The sequence below is a fragment of the Sphingomonas sp. NFR04 genome, assembly GCF_900114095.1.
GTDB lineage: Bacteria > Pseudomonadota > Alphaproteobacteria > Sphingomonadales > Sphingomonadaceae > Sphingomonas.
Window position 1 is genome coordinate 371,762 of record NZ_FORV01000004.1, and the last position, 22,008, is coordinate 393,769.

Annotated in this window: 22 protein-coding genes and 1 tRNA gene; 11 read left to right on the plus strand and 12 right to left on the minus strand. The window is 67.7% G+C overall.

Going from position 1 to position 22,008, the window contains the following annotated elements; translation table 11 throughout:
• Nucleotides 1-6 precede the first annotated feature (6 nt).
• Nucleotides 7-1,506, plus strand: coding sequence for a serine hydrolase domain-containing protein (locus BM009_RS14230; RefSeq protein WP_175488020.1), 1,500 nt, complete (start codon nucleotides 7-9; stop codon nucleotides 1,504-1,506).
• Nucleotides 1,507-1,557: 51 nt separating this feature from the next.
• Here BM009_RS14230 and BM009_RS14235 read toward each other — a convergent pair whose 3' ends face one another.
• Nucleotides 1,558-2,181 (minus strand): DNA-3-methyladenine glycosylase family protein, encoded by a 624-nt coding sequence (locus BM009_RS14235; protein WP_093297166.1) that lies wholly within the window; start codon nucleotides 2,179-2,181, stop codon nucleotides 1,558-1,560.
• 63 nt (nucleotides 2,182-2,244) lie between these two features.
• Here BM009_RS14235 and BM009_RS14240 point away from each other — a divergent pair, with 63 nt between their 5' ends.
• Nucleotides 2,245-2,562 carry a 2Fe-2S iron-sulfur cluster-binding protein gene (locus BM009_RS14240; RefSeq protein ID WP_064311720.1) on the plus strand — a complete coding sequence of 106 codons (318 nt, stop codon included), beginning with the start codon at nucleotides 2,245-2,247 and terminating at the stop codon, nucleotides 2,560-2,562.
• A 147-nt stretch (nucleotides 2,563-2,709) separates the two neighbouring features.
• Here BM009_RS14240 and BM009_RS14245 read toward each other — a convergent pair whose 3' ends face one another.
• Together BM009_RS14245 and infC are read right to left on the minus strand one after the other, a co-directional pair.
• The gene (locus BM009_RS14245; protein WP_175488021.1) at nucleotides 2,710-3,588 is read right to left on the minus strand and encodes a glycoside hydrolase family 16 protein; all 879 of its coding nucleotides are present in this window, start codon (nucleotides 3,586-3,588) and stop codon (nucleotides 2,710-2,712) included.
• Nucleotides 3,588-4,124, minus strand: a complete 537-nt coding sequence (gene infC, locus BM009_RS14250) for a translation initiation factor IF-3 (RefSeq protein WP_029623153.1) — start codon at nucleotides 4,122-4,124, stop codon at nucleotides 3,588-3,590. The genes BM009_RS14245 and infC overlap by 1 nt, the downstream gene beginning before the upstream one ends.
• Nucleotides 4,125-4,349: 225 nt before the next feature.
• Here infC and BM009_RS14255 point away from each other — a divergent pair, with 225 nt between their 5' ends.
• The gene (locus BM009_RS14255; RefSeq protein ID WP_093297168.1) at nucleotides 4,350-5,039 is read left to right on the plus strand and encodes a hypothetical protein; all 690 of its coding nucleotides are present in this window, start codon (nucleotides 4,350-4,352) and stop codon (nucleotides 5,037-5,039) included.
• A gap of 35 nt (nucleotides 5,040-5,074) precedes the next feature.
• On the opposite strand, the gene BM009_RS14260 is transcribed toward BM009_RS14255, so the two are convergent.
• Nucleotides 5,075-5,644 (minus strand): Uma2 family endonuclease, encoded by a 570-nt coding sequence (locus tag BM009_RS14260; RefSeq protein WP_093297170.1) that lies wholly within the window; start codon nucleotides 5,642-5,644, stop codon nucleotides 5,075-5,077.
• 88 nt (nucleotides 5,645-5,732) lie between these two features.
• Nucleotides 5,733-7,724 (minus strand): threonine--tRNA ligase, encoded by a 1,992-nt coding sequence (gene thrS, locus BM009_RS14265; RefSeq protein WP_175488044.1) that lies wholly within the window; start codon nucleotides 7,722-7,724, stop codon nucleotides 5,733-5,735.
• A 150-nt stretch (nucleotides 7,725-7,874) separates the two neighbouring features.
• Between thrS and BM009_RS14270 the strand changes: the two genes are divergently transcribed.
• Nucleotides 7,875-8,231 carry a VOC family protein gene (locus BM009_RS14270; RefSeq protein WP_093297173.1) on the plus strand — a complete coding sequence of 119 codons (357 nt, stop codon included), beginning with the start codon at nucleotides 7,875-7,877 and terminating at the stop codon, nucleotides 8,229-8,231.
• 73 nt (nucleotides 8,232-8,304) lie between these two features.
• A complete protein-coding gene (locus tag BM009_RS14275; protein ID WP_093297175.1) occupies nucleotides 8,305-8,583 on the plus strand; it encodes a hypothetical protein in 279 nt (92 codons plus the stop codon).
• A gap of 106 nt (nucleotides 8,584-8,689) precedes the next feature.
• Here BM009_RS14275 and BM009_RS14280 read toward each other — a convergent pair whose 3' ends face one another.
• Genes BM009_RS14280 through BM009_RS14290 form a run of 3 tightly spaced genes read right to left on the minus strand, consistent with a single transcriptional unit; the run spans nucleotide 8,690 to nucleotide 11,111 of the window.
• Nucleotides 8,690-9,232, minus strand: a complete 543-nt coding sequence (locus BM009_RS14280; RefSeq protein ID WP_093297177.1) for an MAPEG family protein — start codon at nucleotides 9,230-9,232, stop codon at nucleotides 8,690-8,692.
• Between the two features lie 23 nt (nucleotides 9,233-9,255).
• On the minus strand, nucleotides 9,256-10,296 hold the full coding sequence (locus BM009_RS14285; protein WP_093297179.1) for a D-cysteine desulfhydrase family protein: 1,041 nt from the start codon (nucleotides 10,294-10,296) through the stop codon (nucleotides 9,256-9,258).
• Nucleotides 10,293-11,111: an LD-carboxypeptidase gene (locus tag BM009_RS14290; protein ID WP_093297180.1), complete on the minus strand. Its 819-nt coding sequence runs from the start codon at nucleotides 11,109-11,111 to the stop codon at nucleotides 10,293-10,295. Before BM009_RS14290 ends, BM009_RS14285 begins: the two co-directional genes overlap by 4 nt.
• A 39-nt stretch (nucleotides 11,112-11,150) precedes the next feature.
• Between BM009_RS14290 and BM009_RS14295 the strand changes: the two genes are divergently transcribed.
• The 4 genes from BM009_RS14295 (at nucleotide 11,151) to BM009_RS14310 (ending at nucleotide 14,355) form a co-directional block, all read left to right on the plus strand.
• On the plus strand, nucleotides 11,151-12,545 hold the full coding sequence (locus BM009_RS14295; protein WP_093297182.1) for a UDP-N-acetylmuramate--L-alanine ligase: 1,395 nt from the start codon (nucleotides 11,151-11,153) through the stop codon (nucleotides 12,543-12,545).
• Nucleotides 12,546-12,785: 240 nt separating this feature from the next.
• Nucleotides 12,786-13,199, plus strand: coding sequence for a hypothetical protein (locus BM009_RS14300; protein ID WP_093297184.1), 414 nt, complete (start codon nucleotides 12,786-12,788; stop codon nucleotides 13,197-13,199).
• Nucleotides 13,196-13,405 carry a helix-turn-helix transcriptional regulator gene (locus tag BM009_RS14305; protein WP_093297186.1) on the plus strand — a complete coding sequence of 70 codons (210 nt, stop codon included), beginning with the start codon at nucleotides 13,196-13,198 and terminating at the stop codon, nucleotides 13,403-13,405. Before BM009_RS14300 ends, BM009_RS14305 begins: the two co-directional genes overlap by 4 nt.
• The gene (locus tag BM009_RS14310; protein WP_254772292.1) at nucleotides 13,402-14,355 is read left to right on the plus strand and encodes an alpha/beta fold hydrolase; all 954 of its coding nucleotides are present in this window, start codon (nucleotides 13,402-13,404) and stop codon (nucleotides 14,353-14,355) included. Before BM009_RS14305 ends, BM009_RS14310 begins: the two co-directional genes overlap by 4 nt.
• Before the next feature lie 42 nt (nucleotides 14,356-14,397).
• Here the strand turns inward: BM009_RS14310 and BM009_RS14315 are convergent, their stop codons facing one another.
• Nucleotides 14,398-15,714 (minus strand): cystathionine gamma-synthase family protein, encoded by a 1,317-nt coding sequence (locus BM009_RS14315; protein ID WP_093297188.1) that lies wholly within the window; start codon nucleotides 15,712-15,714, stop codon nucleotides 14,398-14,400.
• Between the two features lie 252 nt (nucleotides 15,715-15,966).
• On the opposite strand from BM009_RS14315, the gene katG reads away from it, so the two are divergent.
• Complete coding sequence (gene katG / locus BM009_RS14320; protein WP_093297190.1) at nucleotides 15,967-18,174, plus strand: catalase/peroxidase HPI; 2,208 nt, start codon at nucleotides 15,967-15,969, stop codon at nucleotides 18,172-18,174.
• 222 nt (nucleotides 18,175-18,396) lie between these two features.
• Here the strand turns inward: katG and BM009_RS22645 are convergent, their stop codons facing one another.
• A complete protein-coding gene (locus BM009_RS22645) occupies nucleotides 18,397-19,566 on the minus strand; it encodes a DUF2171 domain-containing protein (protein WP_175488022.1) in 1,170 nt (389 codons plus the stop codon).
• Between the two features lie 222 nt (nucleotides 19,567-19,788).
• Here BM009_RS22645 and BM009_RS14330 point away from each other — a divergent pair.
• A tRNA-Ala gene (locus BM009_RS14330) sits at nucleotides 19,789-19,864 on the plus strand.
• A gap of 32 nt (nucleotides 19,865-19,896) precedes the next feature.
• Here the strand turns inward: BM009_RS14330 and BM009_RS14335 are convergent.
• A complete protein-coding gene (locus BM009_RS14335; RefSeq protein WP_093297191.1) occupies nucleotides 19,897-21,243 on the minus strand; it encodes a sensor histidine kinase in 1,347 nt (448 codons plus the stop codon).
• Nucleotides 21,244-21,246: 3 nt separating this feature from the next.
• Nucleotides 21,247-21,954 carry a response regulator transcription factor gene (locus tag BM009_RS14340; protein ID WP_093297373.1) on the minus strand — a complete coding sequence of 236 codons (708 nt, stop codon included), beginning with the start codon at nucleotides 21,952-21,954 and terminating at the stop codon, nucleotides 21,247-21,249.
• Nucleotides 21,955-22,008 lie beyond the last annotated feature (54 nt).

Consider the following 22,008-nt stretch of genomic DNA (forward strand, 5'->3'; position numbering starts at 1 on the left):
CTGCACATGCACCAGCTCTTGGCGTTTCCGACCCTTCTCGTCGCCCTTTCCGCCGGCATTCCGGCTGCGGCGCAAACGCCCGTCGCGCCGGACTGCCCCGCCGCAGCCGCGTCTACGCCGTTCACGCCGGCCGCCGCCGCCGTGATGAAGCTCGCGACGGACTGGTTCGAGGTCATGAACACGGGCGATGAACCTGCCTTCCTGCAGTTCGTCAAGGAGCGAGGGCCCGCGCTGCTATATACCCCGTCCGATTGGCTCGAACTGCGCCAGAATCTCCGCGGGATGCACGTCTGCGGTTTGGAGTCGGCAGACGCGAAGCAGGTCAATCTGTGGGTTCACGATCCGAGCTTCGATGGCTACGCCGTGGCGCAGTTCGGGCTTGGCGCCACACCTGGTGAGAAGCCCCGCCTCCTCTTTGTCGCGGCCCGCGATGACGTGCCGCCGGGCGCCTCCCGTCCCGCCCGGCTTGCGCTGCCCGCGCTGATCGAAGCCGTGTCGGCGCGTGCGGACGAGCGCCACGCGATCGATCGGTTCGACGGCGCGGTGCTGGTGGCGCAGGGCAGTCAGGTGCTGTTCCAGAAGGCCTATGGCCTGGCGGATCGCGAGAAGCACCAGCCCAACACGCTCGACACCCAGTTCCGCTTCGGCTCGATGGGCAAGATGTTCACCGCGGTCGCCATCCTGCAGCTGGTGGAAGCGGGCAAGATCGCGCTCGATGCGCCGATCGGCCGCTATCTGCCCGACTATCCGGATCGCGGGATCGCCACCACGGTGACGGTCGCGAACCTGCTGACCCATACCGGCGGTACCGGTGACATCTTCGGGCCCGAGTTTGACGCCAACAAGGCGTCCCTCCGCACGCTGCAGGACTATGTGGCGCTCTACGGCAAGCGACCCGCGGCATTCGCGCCCGGCGAGCAGCAGGCGTACAGCAATTACGGTTTCATCCTGCTGGGCCGGATCGTCGAAACCGTCTCCGGGGGGACACACGACGCGTACATCCAGCGCCACATCTTCGATTCCGCGGGCATGGCCTCGACGGGCAACCAGCCCGAAAGCACGCTGCTGCCACGCCGGGCGGTAAGCTATATGGGGATGGAGCCGCGGCTGCAGCGCGCGGACAGGACGCTGCCGCTGAGCGGGACCTCGGCAGGTGGCGGCTATGCGACGGTGGGCGACTTTCAGCGCTTCATCCTGGGGCTCACCGGCCATCGGCTGCTGCGCGCAGAAACGCTGCGGCAGCTGATCGAGGGCGGGGTGCGCCTCAAGAACGGCAGCTTCGTGCCCTTCGACTTCGGCGGCACCATGCCCGGCAGCGGCCGCTATATCGGCCATGGCGGCGGCGCCCCCGGCATGAGCGGGTCGCTGATGCACTTCCTCGACAGCGGCATCACCATCGCCGTGCTGGCCAACCGCGATCCCGGCACGGCGGAGAGCGTCGCGCTGTTTGCGGCACATCGCCTGCCGGTGGGGCCAGGCGGCGCCGGCCCTGCGCCTGCACCTTGACGCGACAGGCTGGCGGGCTGCCCGTCCCTGCGCGGCGGCGGGCAGCGGACGTCAGATCGCGCTCTTGATCATCCCGTAATGGTGCCAGGCGAAGATCGCCGCGGCGCCCCGGTGCGGGCGCCAGGTCTCGGACCATTCGCGCGTCAGCTTCTCGCTCGGGCGCTCGGGATGGCCGAGGATGCGGCCGATCTCGATCTGCACCGCCAGGTCGCCGGCGGGCCAAATGTCCGGCCGACCCTCGGCAAACAGCAGGTAGATTTCCGCCGACCAGCGGCCGATGCCCTTGATGTGGGTCAGTGCCGCGATGGCTTCCTCGTCGTCCTCGGGCAGCGCGGCGAGATCGAGTGCGCCGCTGGTCACCTGTTCGGACAGGCTGCGGGCATAGCCCATCTTCTGGCGCGATAGGCCGGCGCTGCGCAGCAGCTCGTCGCTCGCTGCCGCCAGCAGCGCGGGATCCTCGGCATTGCCCAGCACCGCGTCGAGCTTGTTCCACACCGCGGTTGCCGAGGCGACGCTCACCTGTTGCCCCACGATCGTGCGGAGCAGCGTTGCATAGCCCGGCTCGCGGATGCGCGGCGCAGGGTATCCGGCGCGTTCGAGGGCGGCGGCGAAGGCGGGCTCGATCGTTGCCAATGCGTCGATCGACCCCTTCAGCTGGTCGGCGGTCAAGCCCATGGATTGCTTCCTTGAAACGGGCTCGGTTCACCGGCATGGACGCGGCGAACCAAGGAGATGCAGATGCCCCAGCTTACGGTCGTGACGCGTGACGGAACCGAACGCACGGTAACCGGCGAGGCCGGTCTCAGCGTGATGGAAGTGATTCGCGACAATGGTTTCGACGAGCTGCTGGCGCTGTGCGGCGGCTGCTGCAGCTGTGCCACCTGCCATGTCCATGTCGACCCGGAATTTGCGGACAAACTGCCCAAGATGAGCATGGACGAGGACGATCTGCTCGACAGCACGAGCGATCGCGACGCGACCTCGCGGCTTTCGTGCCAGCTGCCCTTCACCGATGCGCTGGACGGGCTGCGCGTGCGGATCGCCGCCGAGGATTGAGAACGGGCGGGGAGGGGGAACCTGCGGCCCCCTTTGTCATCCCCGCGAAGGCGGGGATCCATTCGCCTGTGCGCTGGGGGCAGGAACCGTTGCTTCAGGGCCAATGGATTCCCGCCTTCGCGGGAATGACGGACGTGCGAGTGCGGGTCACCGCGCTGCCTTCTGCCAGACGCGGACATAATCGACCTCCATTCGCGCCGGGAAAGCGGCGGGATCCACGCCCTGCATGCCGCCCCAGCCGCCCACCGCGACGTTGAGCAGCAGATATTGCGGCTTGTCGAAGGGCCAGGTGGCGGGATCGCCCTTATGGTCGTTGTCGAAGCGCATATAGGCATGGCCGTCGACCCCGATCAGGATGCGGTCCCTGGTCCAGTCGAGCTGGTAGGTATGGAACGCGGTGCAGGCGTCCGGCACCCGCGTCGTGGCGCCCTTCTGGGTGTGCTGGGCGTGGTTATAGGCGCCGGTGTGGATGGTGCCGTGGACCGTCTCCGGATCCCAGCCGACCAGCTCCATCACATCGATCTCGCCCAGCCGCGGCCAGCCGCCGCTGCCATCGGCGCCGAGCAGCCAGATCGCCGGCCATAGCCCCTTGCCGCAAGCGAGCTTGGCGCGGACCTCGATGAAGCCATAGGTCCAGCTGGCGAGGCCGCGGGTGAGCAGCCGGGCGGAGCTATAGTCCTGGCCGCCATAATCGGGCTGGCCGGTCAGCCGCTCGCGGCGCGCCTCGATGACGAGATGGCCGTTCTCGACGCGCGCATTCTCGGGGCGGTTCGCGGCGTAATATTGCAGTTCCTGGTTGTACCAGCCGTCGCGGTTGCGGGCGGTATCATAGGTCCAGCGCCTCGCATCGGGCAGTCGGCCCGAATCGAACTCGTCCGCCCACACGAGTCGCGCCCCCTCGGAGACGGCGATCGATTCGTTAGTCGCGGCGGGGGCGGGCGGCAAGGCGGCGGTCTGCGCGACCGCCGCTGCCGGCAGGAACCAGGCTGCGGCGGCGGCCGCCTGAGCGGACCGCCGCCGGTGCATCACTTGGGCGAGAGCACCATCAGCATCTGACGGCCTTCCATGCGCGGATAGCTCTCCACCTTCGCCACTTCCGCCGCGTCCTGCTGAACGCGCTGGAGCAGTTGCATGCCGAGCTGGCCATGCGAAAGCTCACGGCCGCGGAAGCGCAGGGTGATCTTCACCTTGTCGCCTTCGCCGATGAACTTCAGCACGTTACGCATCTTCACGTCGTAATCGTGGTCATCGATGTTGGGACGCATCTTGATCTCTTTGATCTCCTGCGTCTTCTGGGTCTTGCGTGCGAGGTTCGCCTTCTTCTGCGCCTCGTACTTGAACTTGCCCACATCGAGGAACTTGGCGACGGGCGGATCGGCGTTGGGCGACACTTCGACGAGGTCGAGCCCGACCTCGGCAGCCTGCGCCATCGCCTCGCGCGTGTACATCACGCCAAGATTCTCGCCGTCCTGGTCGATCACGCGAACCTTGGGCGACTGGATGAATTCGTTAAACCGCGGCCCGTTCAGCGGCATCGCGGGCGCCATCGGGCGCCGGGGCATGGGAGAACGTATAAGACTGGCTCCTGTAGTTGATCAGCGTCCTATATAGACATGAATTGGCCGCGAGAGAAGGTCTCGCGCACGCCATTCTGCAGCGATATTGCGCGGCAGGCGCAGCGCCGTGCCCGAAAAAGCCGCCCCGCACACTACGGTAGTCCGTGCTTTTCCTATAAAGGCGTTAAGGTCGGCGCGTGTGCATGCGTCGCCAAGGACGGGGGTTTAACAATGCAGTGGATGGTTCGGGCGGCGGCATGTTTCGCCGCGACGATGGTTGCGGGTTCGGCGCTGGCGCAGTCTGCCGACGGCGAGGGCCGGGTGAGCCTGGGCGTGACCGCGGGTACGCTGGGCGTGGGTCCGGAGGTAGGCTATCGCTTCAACCAGCATGTCGGCGTCCGCGCCAACAGCGGTTTCCTCGGCATCGATCATGACTTCAGCTCCGATGGTATCGAGTATCGCGGCCATGCCAAGCTGAGCTCGGGCGGGGTGATCGTCGACGTCTATCCGTTCGGCGGCGGCTTCCGGCTGTCCGGCGGGGCGCGGTACAATGGCAACGAAGCCCGAGTGCGCGCAACGCCGACCGGGGCGACCCAGATCGGTGACCGGGTGTTCACGCCCACCGAAATCGGCACCATCACCGGCCGCGCCGATGTGCGCGAGTTCGTGCCGCAGCTGACGCTCGGCTATGGCGGCGGGCTGCGCAAGGGGCTGAGCTTCAATATCGAGGCCGGCGCGCTGTTCCAGGGCGCAGTGCGCATCCGCGACTTCACTTCGAACGGCACGCTCGCGACCGATCCGACGGTGGCCGGCGACACCTATCGGACCGAGCTGGGCAAGCAGAAGCGCAAGCTGCAGGACCGCGCCGACGACTACCCCGTCTATCCGATCCTGCAGGTCGGGGTGAAATATCGCTTCTGAACGATCGGCGGGCGGTGCGCCTTCGTGCCGCCCGCTCAATCCAGCGCGTCGAGGCGGATCGTCACGTCCGGGAAGAGCAGCGGCGTGACCGTATCGTGCGCCTCATATTCCTCGACATCGGCATAGACGCCATGCTCGGCCGCGCGGTGGATGCGGATCGTCTGGCGGACCGCGTCGACCACCCAATAATCGCGCACGCCGTATCTGGCGTAGAGCGGCGCCTTGACGCGCAGGTCGTAGGGCAGCGAGCTGTCGGCGACTTCGATCAGCAGCAGGACGTCGGGGCCGCGAATTCCGCGCATCTTCGTCGCAACGGGCACGACGAGCAGGTCCGGCTCTACCAGCGTATTCTCGGACAATGTCAGCGAAGGCGCCGGATAGACGCGCACGGCGTCCGGCAAGCCGCGGACCAGCGCCCAGTTCAGCCTGCCTTCCATCATCGAGTGCCAGTTGGCCTTGGCCGCTGCCATCGGCACCATCTCCCCCTCGATCAGCTCGATATGCTCGTTCTCGCGCAGCACGCCGGTGGCCGTCAGATCGTAGATCTCGTCGACCGTCAGTCGGGCGGGAAGGAGGCCCCGGCGCACGTTCTGGAACAGCGTCATGCGCTGAGGATAACAGCTTCTCGATTATGGTGCGAGGCTCGTCGCCATCGTCCCCCTCCCGCAAGCGGGAGGGGGATTGGACGGTCGCTCAGCGAAGATCCGGTGCCAGCGCTTCGGCCTTGAGCCGTTCGATCGCCTCGTCCAGCGTCAGCATGGTCTGGCCCTGGCTGCCGAGCACGCGGAGCGCCACGGTGCTCTCCTCCGCCTCGCGCTTGCCGACGACCAGCAGGTTCGGCACCTTGGCCAGCGAGTGCTCGCGCACCTTGTAGTTGATCTTCTCGTTGCGCAGGTCGCTCTCGACGCGGATGCCCGCGGCCTGGAGCTTCGCCACCACCTCGCGCGCATAGTCGTCGGCATCGGAGACGATCGTCGCGACCACCGCCTGCACCGGCGCGAGCCAGGTCGGCAGCTTGCCGGCGAAATGCTCGATCAGGATGCCGATGAACCGCTCGTACGAGCCGAAGATCGCGCGGTGGAGCATCACCGGCCGGTGCCGCTCGCCATCCTCGCCGACGTACGACGCGTCGAGCCGCTCGGGCAGCACCCGGTCCGACTGGATGGTGCCGACCTGCCAGGTACGGCCGATCGCGTCGGTGAGGTGCCATTCCAGCTTCGGCGCGTAGAAGGCGCCTTCGCCGGGCAGTTCCTCCCAGCCATATTCCGGCGTGGCGAGACCGGCCGCGACCACCGCGTCGCGCAGCTCGTTCTCGGCCTGGTCCCACATTTCGTCGGTGCCGAAGCGCTTCTCCGGGCGCAGCGCCAGCTTGATCGCGTAGGTGAAGCCGAAATGCTTGTAGACCCGGTCGGCCAGCGCGCAGAACGCCTTCACCTCGTCGACGATCTGGTCCTCGCGGCAGAAGATATGGCCGTCGTCCTGGGTGAACTGGCGGACGCGCATCAGCCCGTGCAGCGCGCCGTGCGGCTCGTTGCGGTGGCAGCAGCCATTCTCGACCAGCCGCATCGGCAGGTCGCGATACGACTTGATGCCCTGCTTGAAGATCAGGATGTGCGCGGGGCAGTTCATCGGCTTGAGCGCCATCCACTGCGCGTCGGCGGACACCATCGGACCTTCGTCCTCGATGTTCGGGGTCTCGTCGGGGATGACGAACATGTTCTGGCGATACTTGCCCCAGTGGCCGGACTGCTCCCACTGGCGCGCGTCCATCACCTGCGGGGTCTTCACTTCCTTGCTGCCCGCGCCGTTGACCGCGCGGCGCATATAATCCTCGAGCACGCGGTAGATGACATAGCCGTTGGGGTGCCAGAACACCGAGCCATGCGCCTCCTGCTGGAGGTGGAACAGGTCCATCTCCGCGCCGAGCTTGCGGTGGTCGCGCTTGGCGGCCTCCTCCAGGCGCGTCAGATGCTCCTGGAGCTGCTTCTTGTTCAGCCAGCCGGTGCCGTAGATGCGGCTGAGCATCGCGTTCTTCTGGTCGCCGCGCCAATAGGCGCCCGACACGCGCGTCAGCTTGAACGCATCCGCCGCGACCTTGCCGGTGGAGGCGAGATGGGGCCCGCGGCACATGTCGAGCCAGGCGTCCTCGCCCTTGCCGGCGCGGTAGACGGTCAGCTCCTCGCCCTCGGGGAGCTCCTTGGCCCACTCCGCCTTGAAGGTCTCGCCTTGCGCGGTCCAGCGCGCGATCAGGTCGGCGCGCGACCAGACTTCGCGGATCAGCGGCTCGTCGCGCGCGATGATGCGGCGCATCTCCTCCTCGATCGCCGGCAGGTCCTCCTCGGTGAAGGGGCGGTCCTTGGGGGCGAAGTCGTAATAGAAGCCGTCGTCGGTCGACGGGCCGAAGGTGATCTGCGTGCCGGGGAACAGGTGCTGCACCGCTTCGGCGAGGATGTGCGCATAGTCATGGCGCGCGAGTTCGAGCGCGTCGGCCTCGTCCTTGGCGGTGACGAGCGCGAGTTGCGCATCGCCCTCGAACGGACGGCCGATGTCGCGCAGCTCGCCATCGACGCGCGCGGCGAGCGCCGCCTTGGCGAGGCCGGGGCCGATCGCCGCGGCGATGTCCGCCGGGGTAGTCCCCGGGGCTACCTCGCGGACGGAACCGTCGGGCAGCGTAATGCGGAACATCTCGGACACGGGAAGAACCCCTTTCATGGGTGTGGAACGAAGCGCGGCTTATGCCCGCGCGGGTGCGATATAGGCAAGGCTTTGGCGAAAGGGCAGGGGCAGGGGGATTTGGGGGTGGTGCGGCGGGCGTCGCCAGCATAGCCTGCGGGCATGGACGCCAGCCACCACATCGTCGCTATCCTGCCCTGCCGCGATCTCGACGCGAGCACCGCCTTCTACCGCCGCCTGGGGCTGGAGGTGGCCAGCGATTACGGCCATTACCGCATTCTCGCCGATGGTCGCGGCTGGCACCTGCACCTGCGGCACGAGGCGAACACGCCCCAGGCGCCGGACAATCCCTTCGGGCTGTACCTCTATGTCGCGGATGTCGACGCGGTGGCGGATCGGGTGCGCGAGGCAATCATCCAGCCAGGCACGCCGCATGCGATGCCGTGGGGGACCTACGAGTTTGCGGTGTCCGATCCCGATGGGGCGCTGGTGCGGGTGGGGCGGGTGCTGGCGGAGTAAGGCCCGCGCTTTCAAGAAAGCGATCCGTCACCCGTAAGCGCTCGCATTGTGAAACGGGTTCGAGAGGTTGGGAATGGCGCCGACAGAGGAAGAGCTTGCAAACCGGATCGTGCGCCATTTGTCGTGGCGAAACACGGAGACGGTTGCACTTATTTGGCGCGGCTACCTAGCGGGGCTGCTCGAATGGGGTTTGATCGAGGTGTCCACCTACGATCGTCTTTTGAAGCTGCTGCCGAAAGTCGGCAGCAAAGCGTTATACGAGCTCTTTGCAGACGAGCCGGTCAGTCCCGAACAAGAGGCGGAGATAGACGCATATCTCGCGCCGAGCGCGCAGCCTGAAAGTGATGGTTGAGTCGGCTGCTAGGGCGAATCGCGCGCGAGGCCGTACATGGTTGAGCCACCCGGCGTCGGTCCAATCGCAGCGGAAGCGACGCAAGCGGCGACCATGAGCCGCTCAGCTATCCAAACAGCGCGGTCACATTGGCTAGCGCCGAAGCCAAGAGCGCGAGTACGCTCGGATAGAAGGTCAGCGCGAAGCCGAAGGCGCGCCCGCTGGCGCCGCGCTTGTAGCCCCGCCAAAACAGCAGCCGGCCAACCGCAAACAAGCTGGCCAACGCGGCGATCAGTGGCGTCGACCCTACAAAGGTCGCGGCGACGATCAGGTGGGTGACGATCGCCAGCACGGCCTGCTCGAAGCTGTTCTCGAGGACCGCGTTCCCAATCCGGACCTGCTCGGTCGCCTGTTGCCCACCGCTGCCGCCGATGTCCTGTTCGGAGAAGAAGCGCAGCCGGGCGACATTTGCGACCCCCGCGGCGACCCACAAGATGATGAGAAGGTCGATCCTAAGGGCGTCCTGCAGGCGCTGCGGAAACGTCGGCGCGCTGCCGCTGTGCGTTGTGAGTGCCACCAATCCCAGCACGACGATCGTGAGGAGCAATGCGCTGGCCATGCCGATCGCCACGCCGCGCTGCTCTGCCTTGAATACTCGCTCGTCGGCCATGCCTGCGAATCCTCCTGCGGGGGTCAGATTTCCGCAGTCGTCAACGCGCCAAACACTTCGCGATACGCAAACAGCCCCGGCACCCCGCCGGTCATGACGTACAGCACCGCCTCGCCCGGCCGGAACGCGCCGCCGCGGATCGCGGCGAGCAGCCCGGCGAACGCCTTGCCGCTATAGACGGGGTCGAGCAGCAGGCCCTCGGTGCGGGCCAGCAGTTCCACCGCTTCGCGCATTGCATCCGTGGGGATGCCATAGCCGGGCCCACGCTGGCTGCCATCGATTACCACCTCCGCCGCCGACACGCTGCCCGGCAGGGCGTTAACGGCGAGCGTCGTTTGGGCGAGCGCCAGCGTCTCGGCGTGGGCGCGCTCGGGGGTGGCGAGGACGGCGTAGGACTGGACGCGCGCCACCTCCGCACCCGCGGCCGCCATGCCGGCGGCGAGGCCCGCATGGGTGCCGGCGCTGCCATTGGGCACGACGATGCGGGCGAAGCGCTCGCCCAGCGCGGTCTCCTGGCCAAGTATCTCCCAGGCGCAGGCGACATAGCCGAGCGCGCCGACCGGCGACGAGCCGCCCGCGCCGACCACGTACGGCGTGCGGCCCTCCGTCCGCAGCGTCTCGGCGCGGCTGTGGGCGAAGGCGAGCGGGTCGGTGTCGCCGGACACGCGGTGGACGGTCGCGCCGAAGATCGCGTCGAGCAGGAGGTTGCCGTTGCCGCGATAATCGGGGTTGTGGCGCGGCACGACATCGGCCAGCACCAGCTCGCAGGCGAGGCCCATCCGCGCGGATGCCGCCGCGCTCAACCGCGCATGGTTCGATTGCAGCCCGCCGGTGGTGACGAAGGTGTCGCACCCCTGCGCGATCGCGTCGCCGAGCAGGAATTCAAGCTTGCGCAGCTTGTTGCCGCCGCCGCCGATGCCGGCCACATCGTCGCGCTTCACGTAGATCCGCACCTCCGTGCCGAGCGCCGCCTCCAGCCGTTCCAGCCGCTCGATCGGCGAGGGGTGGGCGAGCAGCGATACCGCGCCGTGACGGGTCCGCAGGGCCTGGGGATCGGGGCTCATGCGACGCCGAACGGCACGACGTGGTTGGTCGAGATATGCCCGATCGCGCAGCGGCCGAGATAGGGGACGCCCATCTCCTTGCACCAGCGGACGATCATCTCGTCCACCGTCTCGCCGAAGGGCGGGTCGTTTTCGGCGATCGCGGTCACGGCGCCGAGGCGGATGCCGGCGATGCCCTTGAGCTGCTCGGCATGGGCGACATTGAACAGCATCCGGTCGATCCGGTAGAGCGGCTCGTCCACTTCCTCGATCATCAGCACATGATCGGTGAGGTCGGGCAGGTACTTGCTGCCGATCAGCGACGTGAGGATCGCGAGGTTGAAGGCGGCGGCGGGGCGGCCGTCGGCAAGGGTCGGGTCGAGCCCGCGGCGGTCGCGCTCGATCAGCCAGCCGAGCGCCCAACCGGTATCCACCCCCGCATCGTTCTTGCCGATGCTGCTCGCCATCGAGGCATGGACCGGATGGCCGATGCCGCGGGCGTAGAGCGCGCCGAGCACGAAACCTATGTCGGAGAAGCCCATGTACGTCTTGCGCCGCGCGGCGTCGCCGAGGTGCGGCATCACTGCGTCGAGGATGCGGTTCGATCCATAGCCGCCGCGCGCGAACCAGATCGCGTCGATCGTCGGATCGTTGGCGACTTCGAGGAACGCCGCCGCGCGCTCGGCATCGGTGCCGGCGAAATGGCCGGCCGACAGATAGCATTGTGGGTGAAACACCACCTCATGCTCGGGATAGGTGAGCGCCATGAACGCTGCCATGCGCGCTGACGATTCCCGGGTGACTGGCCGCGCCGGCGCGACGACTCCGATCCGCATATGCTTGTATGGTCTCCTCGCTTCGCCGATAGCGTGCCCATGCAGCATGGCAAAGCAACCTTCTTCGTAGGGATCGGCGGATCGGGGATGATGCCGCTGGCGATGATCCTCGCCGGCCGGGGCGCCCGGGTCTCGGGTTCGGACCGCAGCCTCGACGGCGGGCGGCTGGCGTCCAAGTTCGACTGGCTCCGCTCGCGCGGGGTGAAGCTCTTCCCGCAGGACGGCAGCGGCGTGCAGTCGGCCGAGCAGGTGGTGGTCGCCTCCGCCGCGATCGAGCCGACCGTGCCGGACATGGTGCGCGCCGCCGAACTTGGCTGCGCGCGGATGTCGCGGGCCGAGCTGCTGGCGAGCCTGTTCAACGCCTCCCCGCTGCCGATCGGCGTGGCGGGGACCAGCGGCAAGTCGACCGTGACGGGGATGATCGGCTGGATCCTCCACGCCTGCGGGCGCGATCCGACGGTGATGAACGGCGCAGTGATGAAGAATTTCGCCACGCCCGACGCGCCCTTCGCGAGTGCGCTGGTCGGGGCGGGGGACGCGTTCGTCAGCGAGGTGGACGAAAGCGACGGCTCGATCGCCAACTATTGGCCGCGAATCGCGGTGCTCAACAATGTCAGCCTCGACCACAAGTCGCTCGAGGAATTGCGGCTGCTGTTCGGCGCCTTTGCGGGCAAGGCGGCGACGACGGTGGTCAATGTCGGCGATGCCGAGAGCGCGGCGCTGGCCGTGGGGCTCGATCGCGGGCGGACGCTCACCTTCGCGGTGGAAGGCGAGGCGGACCTGATGGCGCGGAACCTGGCGCCCGAAGCCTTCGCGATCGGCTTCGACCTGGTGATGGGCGAGACCACGCGGCGGGTGCGGCTGCAGGTGCCGGGGCGACACAATGTCGCCAATGCGCTCGCCGCGATCGGCGCGGCGACGGCCGCGGGGGTGTCGCTGGAGGACGCATGCGCGGCGGTGGAGGGCTTTACCGGCTTGCGGCGGCGGTTCGAGCTGGTCGGCGAGGCGGGCGGCGTGTCGGTGATCGACGATTTCGGGCACAACCCGGACAAGATCGCCGCGACGCTGGATACGCTGCATGCATTCTCCGGGCGGTTGCTGCTGCTGTTCCAGCCGCACGGCTATGGCCCGCTCAAGGTGATGCGGCGCGAGCTGGTCGCGATGTTCGCGACCAAGCTGGGGCGGGAGGACCTGCTGGTGCTGCCGGACCCGGTCTATCAGGGCGGCACCGTGGCCCGCGAGGTGACCAGCGCGGACATCGTCACCGATGTCGCGGCGACGGGCGCGCAGGCGCTGCACATCCCAGGACGCGAGGCGGCGGCGGCGCATCTGGTGGCGCAGGCGCGGCCGGGCGACCGCATCGTGGTGATGGGCGCGCGTGACGATACGCTCAGCCAGCTCGCCGAGGACATGGTGGCGCGGCTCGGCACGTAAATTCCTCCCCGGAACGGGGAGGGGGACCGCGCGGCATGGCCGCGTGGTGGAGGGGCCGCGCCGGAGGCGCGGTGCTTGTCGATGCGTTGGATACCGCCGCGTTCGCGGCGGCCCCTCCACCATTTGCTGCGCAAATGGTCCCCCTCCCCGTGCCGGGGAGGAATTTGGCGCTGTCAACCACGCTTGACATGTAAAGCATGGTTGACGTAAAGCTTGCTTGTCATCGGACAGGAGCTTGCCATGCAGCTGAAAACCCCCGCCGCCCGCCGCTATCTCCAGCGCTTCATTCCGACGATGATCGGCTATGTCGTAACGGTCATGACGACGAGCCTTGCGGTTGCCTGGTTCCAGCCGACCGGCGCTGCGTTGATCGCACTCTCGATCCTGCCGGCGGTCGCCATCATCGCCATGCTCGCGGTGATCGGGCTGTACGTCCGCGAGGAAACCGACGAATATCTGCGCCAGCGCATCGTCACCGCGATGCTGTTCGGCATTGGCGTGGTGCTCGCCGTCTCCGCGGTGCTGGGCTTCCTCCAGATCTACCATGCGATCGGCCAGATCGACGTGTTCTGGGCGTTCCCGATCTGGTGTGCGAGCTGGGGCGCCGCGCAATGCCTGATGACCTGGCGCGACCGGGTAGGCGCCGACGCATGAACAACCGCCTCCGCGTGCTCCGCGCCGAGCGGGCGTGGAGCCAGCAGGACCTCGCCGAACGGCTCGAGGTCTCGCGCCAGAGCGTGAATGCCATCGAGACCGGCCGCTACGATCCCTCGCTGCCGCTCGCCTTCAAGATCGCCGACCTGTTCGGCCTCGCGATCGAGGACATCTTCCTCAATCCCGCCAAGGAGACTGGCCAATGAACCGCTTCGTTCGCTGCCTGTGCCGCCGGGACAAGCGGCTTCCCTGGTTCGCCATCCTGATCGCGCTGCTGGCGGCCAATGGCTTCGCCAAGCAGGCGAATGCCGCGCCGGCCCCGACGTCGGTTGCGACCGCCGCAGACATGCTGGTGCAGATGGACCATATCTCGGTGCAGGTGCTCGGCCGCGGCAGCCCGGTGGTGCTGATCCCCGGCCTGTCGAGCCCGCGCGCGACCTGGGACGGGGTGGTGCCCGAGCTGATCAAGAACCACCGCGTCTATCTGGTGCAGGTCAACGGCTTCGGCGGCGACGATCCGCGCGGCAATCTCCAGCCTGGCATCCTCGACGGGGTCGTCGCCGATCTCCACACGCTGATCGAGAGCCGCAAGCTGGGCGCCGTGCCGGTGGTCGGCCATTCGATGGGCGGGCTGGTGACGCTGATGCTGGCCCGCGCGCATCCCGAGGACGTCAAGAAGGCGCTGATCGTCGATGCGCTGCCGTTCATCGGCACCCTCTTCGCCCCCGCTGCCACGGCGGAATCGCTGAAGCCGCAGGCGGAGATGATGCGGGCGCAGATGGCCAGCCTCTATGGCAAGCCCGTTCCCGAACAGGTCGGGCAGATGATCGCGCGGCAGAATGCGCTGAAGCCTGCGTCGCAGGAGAAGGTCGCCGGCTGGTCCGCCAAGGCGGACATGCGGGTAAGCGGCCAGGCGATCTACGAGGACATGACCACCGACCTGCGCCCCGAGCTGCCGAAGATCGCCGCGCCGATCACCGTGCTGGTCCCCTGGACCGAGGCGCGCGGCGGCGAGGAGAAGATCCTCGGCCTCTACCGCGCGCAATATGCCGGGGCACCGCACGCGACGATCCGCGGCGTGGGCGACAGCGGCCACTTCCTCATGCTCGACCAGCCGGCGGCGTTCGAGCGCGCGCTGATGACTTTCCTGAACTGACGAAGCGGGAGCGCGGCGAACCCCGCGCTCCCGCCGACGACCTCACACTGCCTTCAGCGCATTCTCGAAGTCGGCGATCAGGTCGTCGGCATCCTCGACGCCGATCGAGATGCGGACGAGATTGTCGGTGATCCCCAGCGCCTGCTTGCGCTCCTCGGCGACCGACAAATGCGTCATGCCCGCCGGGTGCGAGGCGAGCGTCTCGGTACCGCCCAGGCTCACCGCCAGCTTGGCGATCTTGAGCGCGTCGAGAAAGGCGAACGCCTCCTTCTCGCCGCCCTTGAGGTAGAGCGAGAAGGTCGAGCCGGCGCCCGTGCAATGACGGCGATAGATGTCGGCCTGGCGCTTGTCCTCCCCGCGCTCGAGGAAGCCGAGATAGCCGACCTTCTCCACCTTGGGATGGCTCGCTAGGAATTCGCAGACCTTGGCGGCATTCTCGCCCGCGCGGCTCATCCGCAGCTCCAGCGTCTCCAGCGAGCGGAGCAGCATCCAGGCGGTGTTGGGGTCGCAGATCGTGCCGATCGTGTTGCGCATCAGCCGGATGGTGTTGATGTGCGCCTTGGTGCCGAGCACGCCGCCCGCGACCAGATCCGAATGGCCGCCCGCGTACTTGGTGAGCGAGTAGACGACGATGTCGGCACCCTGCTTCAGCGGCTGCGCCCAGAGCGGACCGAGGAAGGTGTTGTCGATCGCGATGGGCGGCTTGTTCTCGCCCGTGAAGATCGCGTCGCGGCTGGCGGCGACCGCTTCCACGTCGACCAGCGCGTTGGTCGGGTTGGCGGGGCTCTCCAGATAGATCAGCGCGACATTGCCGGTCGCCGCCTTGGTCAGCACCGCGTCGATCTCCTCGCGGGTGGCGCCGGCGGGGAAGTCCAGCCAGTTCACCCCGAAGCGGCCGAGGATGCGCGAGATCAGCGTCTCGGTCGCGGCATAGAGGGGGCCGGAATGGACGATGGTGTCGCCGGGCTTGACCATCGACAGGAACAGCGTCGCGATCGCCGACATGCCCGAGGAAAAGGCCAGCGCGTCCTCCGCCTCTTCCCACACGGCGAGCCGGTCTTCCAGGATCTCCTGGTTCGGGCCGTTGAAGCGCGAATAGACCAGGCCCTCGGCCCCGCCCGGGCGCTTGCCGGTCACACCCTCGAAGTGGCGCTTGCCGGCTGCTGCGTTGGGGAAGACGAAGGTGGAGGTGAGGAAGATCGGCGGCTTGAGCGCGCCTTCGGAGAGCATCGGATCATAGCCGTGGCCCATCATCATCGTCGCCGGCTTGAGCTTGCGATCGCCGATCTTCTCGACCTCGCCATCGGGTCGGGGGCGGGGGGTGCCGCCGGTCAGATCGGCTTCGGTGGCGTCGGTCATGTGCAGGCTCTCCGATATGTCTTCTACGGTTGGTTGCGATTGTAACGGCTTGAAGCGGGCAAACCAGCCAAGTCCGTAACCGCCATCGCGCAACATCGTTTCGTCTGCGCGACATGGAAGGCCCTATCCGTTGGGATATACTGACATCAGCGGCGGGATCGATCAGTGTGCCCGGACTTATCCATTTCATCGATCGCTCTAGCCGTGCGAGGCTTTGCGCAGATCATGGCCCGAACCCGAAGGAGAGCCCGAATGAACGCCGAATCCAAGTGCCCGATGCACGGTGGCAAGATGGAGGGTAACGCCGTCCTGTTCGACATGACGAACCGGACCTGGTGGCCCAACCAGCTCGACCTCACCGTGCTCCACCAGAACCCGCCCGCCGGCGACCCGATGGGTGCCGATTTCGATTACGCCTCCGAATTCCAGAAGCTCGATCTCGCGGCAGTGAAGGCCGATATCTTCGCGCTGATGACCGACTCGCAGGATTGGTGGCCGGCCGACTTCGGCCATTACGGTCCGTTGTTCATCCGCATGGCCTGGCATAGCGCAGGCACCTATCGTGTGGGGGATGGCCGCGGCGGCGCAGGCTCGGGCACGCAGCGTTTCGCGCCGCTCAACAGCTGGCCGGACAATGCCAATCTCGATAAGGCGCGCATGCTGCTCTGGCCGATCAAGCAGAAATACGGCCGGGCGCTTTCCTGGGCGGATCTGCTGATCCTCACCGGCAATTGCGCGCTCGAATCGATGGGCTTCAAGACCGCCGGCTTCGGCGGCGGCCGCGCCGACATCTGGGAGCCCGAGCGCGACATCAACTGGGGCCCCGAGCGCGAATGGCTGCAGACCAGCGACAAGCCGGGCGGCCGCTATTCGGGCGAGCGCGACCTCGCCAACCCGCTGGCCGCGGTGCAGATGGGCCTCATCTACGTCAATCCGGAAGGGCCGGACGGCAACCCCGATCCGCTGCTCGCCGCGCATGACATCCGCGAGACCTTCGCGCGCATGGCGATGAACGACGAGGAAACCGTCGCGCTGATCGCCGGCGGCCACACCTTCGGCAAGACGCACGGTGCCGCCGATCCCAGCCAGTATATCGGCCCGGAGCCGGAAGGTGCGGGGCTGGAGATGCAGGCGCTTGGCTGGGCGAACAGCTTCGGCAAGGGCAATGCCGGGGATACGATCACCAGCGGCCTCGAAGTCACCTGGACCGGGACGCCGACCGAGTGGGGCATGGGGTTCTTCAAGAACCTGCTCGACTATGAGTATGAGCTCACCAAGAGCCCGGCCGGCGCGCACCAGTGGGTGGCGAAGGATGCGGGCGAGGTGATCCCGGACGCGCACGACCCGTCCAAGAAGCATCGCCCGACGATGCTGACCACCGATCTCGCGCTGCGCTTCGACCCCGCCTATGGCGAGATTTCGCGGCGCTTCTATGAGAATCCGGACCAGTTCGCCCATGCCTTTGCCGAGGCCTGGTACAAGCTCACGCACCGCGACAGCGGCCCGCACGCCCGCCTGCTCGGGCCCGAAGTGCCGGCCGAGCCGCGCCTCTGGCAGGATCCGGTGCCGGCGGTGGATTACCCGCTGATCGACGCCGCCGATATCGCCGCGCTCAAGGCCGCGATCCTCGGCTCGGGCCTGTCGATTGCGCGGCTGGTGAAGACCGCCTGGGCGTCGGCCAGCACCTATCGCGGTTCGGACAAGCGCGGCGGCGCCAACGGCGCGCGCATCCGGCTCGCGCCGCAAAAGGACTGGGCGGTGAACGAACCGGCCGAGCTCGCCAAGGCGCTCGGCGTGCTGGAAGGCATCCAGGCGACGTTCAACGGCGCCCAGACCAGCGGCAAAAGGGTGTCGCTCGCCGATCTGATCGTGCTCGGCGGCACCGCGGCGGTGGAAGCGGCGGCCAAGAAGGCGGGCCACGACCTGACGCTGCCCTTCGTGCCGGGCCGCACCGACGCGACCCAAGAACAGACCGATGCGCACAGCTTCGAGCCGCTCGAGCCCAAGACGGACGGCTTCCGCAACTATGCCGGCCAGTCGACCGGCTATTCGGAAGAGGAGCTGCTGGTCGACCGCGCCGCGCTGCTGACGCTCACCGCGCCGGAGATGACGGTGCTGGTCGGCGGCCTCCGCGTGCTCGGCGCCAATCATGGCGATTCGAAGCATGGCGTGTTCACCGATCGTCCAGAAACGCTGACCAACGACTTCTTCCGCAACCTGCTGACCACCAGCTTCACCGCGAAATGGGCAGCGCAGGGCGACGGCAGCTTCGTCGCGACCGATCGCAAGACCGGCGCGGCGAAGTGGACCGGTACCCGCGTCGACCTCATCTTCGGCTCGAACGCGCAACTGCGCGCGCTGGCCGAAGCCTATGCGACGGACGATGCCGAGGCGGCGTTCGTGGAAGCATTCGGCAAGGCCTGGACCAAGGTGATGCACGCCGACCGCGTCGACCTTTGATCGGGTGAAGAAGGGGCTGCTCCCACACTGTTTCCTCCCCCGCCAGGGGGAGGTGGCAGGCGCAGCCTGACGGAGGGGGAGGAAGCACGCCGGTCGAGAGGTTCTGGCATCCTCCCCCTCCGTCGCCTTCGGCGCCACCTCCCCCTGGCGGGGGAGGATAGGCTTTAACGAAAGGGGCCGCCCGGCACTGCCGGACGGCCCCTTCCTTCGCTTGAGGGAACCTTAGTAGGTGCCCTTGAAGCTCGCGTTCAGATTGCCGGTGGTGTTCCAGTCCTGCGAGCGCTCGCCCGTGCTGTTCTGGCCCGTGCCGGTCTGGCCAGTGGTCGTGGCGGTCGACTTGGCCTTGTCCTCGCCGAACATCGCGCCCGACTGTTCCTCGTCGCGCCAATGGTTCTTGGCTTCGTCCGCGGTCTTGCGCAGCGTCACCTTGTCGTCGACGGTCTGGATCCAGCGCGACGGGATCGAGTGGTGGCGACCCTCCGCATCGGTGTCGTTCTTGGTCAGGATGATGCGATCGCCGCGCACCTTGTCCACCGTGCCGACATGGCTGCCGTCGGAACCCAGCACTTCCATATGCTCGGTCACGCGGCGAAGCGAGTCGCGCTGGCCGGTGCGCTCGGTGCGGAAGCTGTCGAACTCGTTGTGGAAGCGCTGGGCATTCTCACGACGATATTCGTCATAGTCGCGGTCGAACTCCTGGAGCCGGCTGCGGCGCCATTCGCCGTAGTGGCTGTCGGATGCACCTTCGTTGCGGGCCTGCTGCTCGTCATAGCGCTGGTCCTGGCGGCGGCGGCGCTCCGCTTCCTCGTCGCCGAACCACGAGCGGACCTCGTCGCCGGCGCGGTCGAAGAAGCCGCGGTCGCGGTCGTAGCCGCGCAGCTCTTCGCCGCGGTTGCGGTCATAGCCATAGCTGCGGCCCTGGTCCTGACGACCATAGCGCGAGCGATCCTGGTCCTGCTGGCCATAGCTGCGGGCGAAGGAATCGCGGCTGCCCCAGTCGCTGTCGCCGTAGTTGCGCTGGCCATAGTCTCGGTCGCGGTCGCGATCCTGAGCCGAATAGCCACCATAGTTGCTGTAGCTGCGCGAGCCGGTGTCGCTCCAGTCGTTGCTGCTGCCGTCCCAGCCGCTGCGCTCCTGGCTGCGCTGGCCATAGCCCTGCGCGCCGTAGGAAGAGCGATCCTGGCTGCGCGCGTCCGAGCGCCCACGGTTCCAGTCGTCGCGCTGGCTGCGGTCGCGTCCGCGGCCATATTCGCCGGCGGCGGCATAGTCGCGTGCGCTGCTATAGGTGTAATCGCGGCCGGAGCCGTAATCCCGGCCATAGTCGCCCTGGCTGCTGCTGTCGTTATAGCCGGTCGGGCCGTAGGGGCCGTAGCGATTGTTGCGGTCGTCCATCGTATCTCTCCTGCTGAGATTTCGGCGGCTGCGGCATGCTTGCCGTCACGCCTCGTCCAAGCGAGCGGAGGGGGCGATGGGTTCCCCGAATTTAACCTGCGTCACAGGCACTTCGTCGTCCGCGATACGAATCCGGCGGCAAGATGCGACAAGCCGGTTGCATCGCCGGTTTCGGCTCGCTAAGGGGAGCGCCTTCCCGGGCCAGCCCGGGATCAAGGCGGCGGGGCTGTAGCTCAGATGGGAGAGCGCTGCAATCGCACTGCAGAGGTCAGGGGTTCGATTCCCCTCAGCTCCACCAGCCGCCTTTTCCTTCTCCCGAGCCCCTGAAGATCAGCCCGCGAGCGCCAGCCGCAGCGCAACGCGCAGGCCGGGTCCAGCGTCTTCCAGCGCCAGCGCCCCATGATGCAGCCGCACGATCGCCGCCGCGAGCGGCAGACCCAGCCCGTGCCCGCGCGTATGCCGGCTCGCATCCAGTCGACCGAAGCGGCGTAGGGCGCGCTCGCGTTCCGCCGCCGGGATGCCCGGGCCGTCGTCCTCGACGGAGAGCGCTGCCGTGTCACCGTCGCGCCGCACGTCCAGCCGGACCGTCGTGCCCTGGGGCGCATGCGTCACGGCATTTTCGATCAGGTTGACGATCAATTGGGTGAGAAGTCGCGGGTCGCCCTCTACAGGCACTGCCGCCGCGGGTGCAGGGGCGACGAAGTAGCGGCCGCTCTCGGTAACCAGCAGTTCGAGTCCTTCGCCAACCTCTGCCGCGAGCGCTGCCAGATCCAGCCGCTCGAATCCCGCCCTGCGCTCGCCGCCCTCGATTTCGGTGATGCGCAGGATCGCGGCGAAGATCGCGAGGATCTCCTCGCTTTCGGCCACCGCCTCGGCCAGTTCCTCGCGTACCGGGCCCGCTTCGGGCGTGTCGGCCAGCGCCGCCAGCCGGCCGTGCAGCCGGGCCAGTGGCGTGCGCAGGTCGTGCGCGATGTCGTTGGAGATGCTGCGCATGCCGGTCATCAACTCGCCGATGCGATCGAGCATGCGGTTGAAGGTCACCGCCAGCCCGCCGAACACGCTGCCTGGCCGCTCCACCGGCACGCGCGCGCGCAGGTCGCCGTCGATGATCGCTTCGGCGGTGCCGGCGATCGCGGCTATGTTGATGCGGATCGCGCGGATCAGCGCGAAGGTGCCGATCAGCAGCAGCGTCATCACCGCGCCGAAGCCAATCGCGAGGATGCGGCCCCGCTTGTGATCATGCTGGTCGATCGGCTCGCTCTCGGCAACGAGCGCCAGGGTCTCGCCGCCGGGCAGCTGCTTGACCCAGGCGCGTCCGCGGCTGAGGCCGGGAATCGCTGCATCGTCGTTGACCGTCGAAACGCCGATCGGCAGCGGATGCGCGGGCGCGATGTTGCCGGCAATGCGTTCGCCGAGCGAATCGCGCAGCAGGAAGCCGATATCGGCGCTCTCGCGCTCGCTGCTCTCGCGGGCGATGCGGCGGACGATTTCGGGCACGCCGGCGCCCCCCTCCAGCAGTTCGCGCGCCTCGCCCTGCAGCCGCAGGTCGACCTGATGGTCGATGGCGTCGAGCAGCGCGAGATAGACGCCTACGCCGGCGAGCGCCGTCGTCGCGGAAAGCGCCAGCGCGAAGGCGATCGCGATCCGGCCGAGCGAACGGAGGCGCCGGCGCGGCACCGCTCAGGCGCGGAACATATAGCCGACCCCGCGCACCGTCGCGATCGGATCGGGCAGGCCGGGCATCTCCAGCCGCTGGCGCAGCTTGAGGATATGGACGTCGACGATGTTGGTGGTCGGCACGAAGTCATAGCCCCAGACGCGCTCGATCAGCATCTTGCGCGAGAGCACGCTGCCGGCTTCGCGAACCAGCTCGGCGAGCAGCTTGAGTTCGGTCTTCTGCAGCTCGATCGGCCTGCCGGCACGGGTGACGCGGTGGCGGAGCACGCTCACGGTCACGTCGCCGGCGGTCAGTGTCGCAGCGTCGGTGCCGGGGGCGCTGCGCCGGCGCAGCACGGCGCGGATGCGGGCGTTGAGCTCGTCGATCTCGAACGGCTTGACGATATAATCGTCGGCGCCCGCTTCCAGGCCCTCCACCCGCTCCTGGGTGAGCCCCAGCGCGGTGAGCAGGATCACCGGCGTCTCGACGCCCTCGGCGCGGATACGGCGGAGCACCTCGACGCCTTCGATCGCCGGCAGCAGCCGGTCGAGCAGGATCGCATCGAACTGCGCCTGGCCGAGCGTGGCGATCGCGGCGCGGCCGTCGGCCACCGCCTCGACCGTGTAGCCGAGTGTCCCCAATTGGCGGACGAGCAAGGCGCTGAGCTGGGCGTCGTCCTCGACGACGAGGATGCGAAGGGCGGCGGGCGACGGGTCGGACGGGGACTGCATGATCGGCATCCTTAGGGCGGACGCCTGTTCCTAACCTTACAGTCTGCGCAGGTC